The sequence below is a fragment of the Deltaproteobacteria bacterium genome, from assembly GCA_016223005.1.
In the GTDB taxonomy this organism is placed as follows: domain Bacteria; phylum Desulfobacterota; class GWC2-55-46; order UBA9637; family GWC2-42-11; genus JACRPW01.
Genome location: JACRPW010000098.1, coordinates 1 through 2,757 on the forward strand (window position 1 = coordinate 1; position 2,757 = coordinate 2,757).

Sequence of the window (2,757 nt, forward strand, 5' to 3'; positions counted from 1 at the left end):
ATGCAGCTCGCAAACAGCATGGCAGGGTTTATGATGTCTCCTGCCGGTGTAAATGAAAAAGGGGATTTAATCGGCACTACATGGCAGGTATTTGAAAACATACTTGCAACACCGATAGCAATGCACCGTATGCTCGGCAACCTTGCATTTGGAGGACTTATAGCAGGCGCATATGCAGCAGTCCGATTCATAGGCAGTAAAACAGACGAAGACAAGGCGCATTACGACTGGATGGGATACATAGCAAACTTTGTGGCAATTGCAGGGCTTATCCCCCTTCCATTTGCAGGCTACTATCTGGGAAGAGAGGTTTATTCAACATCAGCAGTAATGGGCAATAACATGATGGGCGGAGACTTTTCATGGACATTCATCATACAGGCAATGCTCGTAGGCTCATTATTCTTAATAAGCAATTATTACCTCTGGAGCGGGATGACAAGGATACCCGGCTCAGAGAGGTATTACAAATATATAAAATTCATCCTGTTTGCAATAGTCATATCCTTTGCAATATGGCTCACCCCTCATAATCTGCCTCTTTCAGGCAAAGAGGTATCAGACATGGGAGGAAGTCAGTATCATCCGACACTTAAATTCTTTGGACTCATGCCTGCAAAAAACGCAGTAGTAAACCTCATAATACTTTCCACATTCTTTAGTTTCCTTCTCTACAGGAGAGGCAACAAAGGAGACAGGGTTGCCATATCAAAACAAGGCACTCTGCCAAAGATAGTCATATCCATAGCAGGACTTGTATCCCTGCTCATAGTAGGACAGTATGCAGTCTATCTGTTAGGACTTGACCCAAAGGCATTAGATTTGCCTCCTGACCGTGCAGTATATTTCAGGACAGTTGGATTTCTTTTAATATTTGAATGTATTGCAGCCATAGCAGCGGTTATCCTTGCCTTAAAAGACAGAGGCATTCTTGCACAAGGTTTGTATATGGGAGTAACAGCATTCAATGTAACCATATTTTTAGGGGTATACGGCTTTATTGTAATGGAAAAGGCGAGTCCGTTTTTAAGAAACATAGCAGTCAGCCAGTTCTTGCAGTTAATCTCGTGCATAACCCTTGTTACAGCAATAGACCTCTTTTTATTTAAGGGCGCAAAGGTAATCGGAGAACTCAAATGGGGCAAGATGACAACAAGGAGTCAGTATGCCTTGCTCCTTCTATCCATAATAATCACCATTAATATGGGACTCATGGGATTTATCAGGAGCGGACTTAGAAGCGACTGGCACATATTCGGGGTAATGAGAGATACATCCCAATGGGCATACACACCAAGCAATGCAACCATGACCCAGATGGTAGGACTTGCAGTATTTGTATTCCTGATAGGAGTTGCATTTATGTTCTGGCTGGGGGGGATAGCGAAAAAGGACAGGCAATAGGCAAGGGGCAATAGGCAATAGGAAAAACCAAAACCCATAGCCTATAGCCCATAGCCCATAGCCTGTATTTAATCAAGCATGTTTCTGTTTTGGATGGTCTTTTCTCCAGAAATAGATACCAACAAGGATTGATACAAGAGCAGGGAGACCAAAAAGAATTATGATTGCTATAGATTTATCCATGTTAATCCTCCTTATCAATAAAATAGGCTATGGTGAAGAGAATCATAGTTAGAAGCGAACCACTAATGGCAATAAGAATGAGGTCTTTAGCCTCTAATTCCTGGTATTTGAGAACAAAGCCGATTACGATACCAGAAAACACAAATTTACCAATTTCATATATAGCCCTTGAGAGATTTCGTCTACGTTCATACAGCATGTTGCTAATATAATCTTAAAGGTAATAGGTGTCAACAGATAAAATGTTCTGGCTGGGGGGGATAGCGAAAAAGGACAGGCAATAGGCAAGGGGCAATAGGCAATAGGAAAAACCAAAACCCATAGCCTATAGCCCATAGCCCATAGCCTGTATTTATTGGAGGTTTACGCATGGGCAAGGTAGTCATAAAGGTCTTTATCTTCTTACTCATAGTTCTTGGCAGTTTTTTATGGGTAGGCAGCGCCATAACAAAGATGACAGGCGGCGAGAAGAAGGCAGGCGGCGCTGTAGAGATTACACCTGAGGGAGGGGAAAGCATATTTTGGGGCAAGGGGAGATGCTACACATGCCACAGCATAGGAGACAGGGGGAGCGCAGTCAGGTGTCCTAATCTTGGGCAATGGGGTGATAAATTCCCCTTGCCAATAGGCGCAAGGGCAGCAGAGCGGGCAAAGGAGCGGGAAAAGAAAACAGGGCAGCCATACACAGCAAATGACTATCTAATAGAAAGTCTGGCAAATCCATCAGCATACCTGGTTGAAGGATTTAAAAACGAGATGGCAGTAGTATATGCGCCTCCAATATCACTTACACTAAATGAAATCAAGGCAGTAATAACATATCTGCAAACACAGGGCGGCGAGGTAAATATAGATGCAGTAAATAATCCAGGTGAAATATCAAAGAAGTTTTTTGACAGGATAGCAGCAGCATCAGCAGCAGGAGGCGGAGACCCTGCACATGGGGAAGAAATCTTCAAGGGTGGAGGCTGTGCAGACTGCCATACACTTGATGGAACAGGAAGTCCATTTGGACCTGATTTAAGCAAGATTGGATTAAAAGGCGCAAAACACATACAGGAATCCATACTCCAGCCAGCAGCATCATTTACACCCGGATATGAGACATACACAGTCATAAAGAAAGACGGCAAAGAGATGTTTAATGAGCAGGGCAAGAAGTTTTCAGGA

2 protein-coding genes are annotated in these 2,757 nt (G+C 43.3%); both read left to right on the forward strand.

The genetic code is table 11. The annotated features are described in order from the left end of the window. Positions 1-30: 30 nt before the first annotated feature. On the forward strand, positions 31-1,404 hold the full coding sequence (locus HZC45_09480) for a hypothetical protein (GenBank protein MBI5683368.1): 1,374 nt from the start codon (positions 31-33) through the stop codon (positions 1,402-1,404). 552 nt (positions 1,405-1,956) lie between these two features. Further along, positions 1,957-2,757: c-type cytochrome (locus HZC45_09485; GenBank protein ID MBI5683369.1), on the forward strand; the 801-nt coding region annotated here is incomplete at its 3' end.

What these genes read in the sequence shown, in the direction of transcription:
- HZC45_09480 (MBI5683368.1), top strand. Translation starts at nt 31, where the DNA reads ATGATGTCTCCTGCCGGTGTAAATGAAAAAGGGGATTTAATCGGCACT.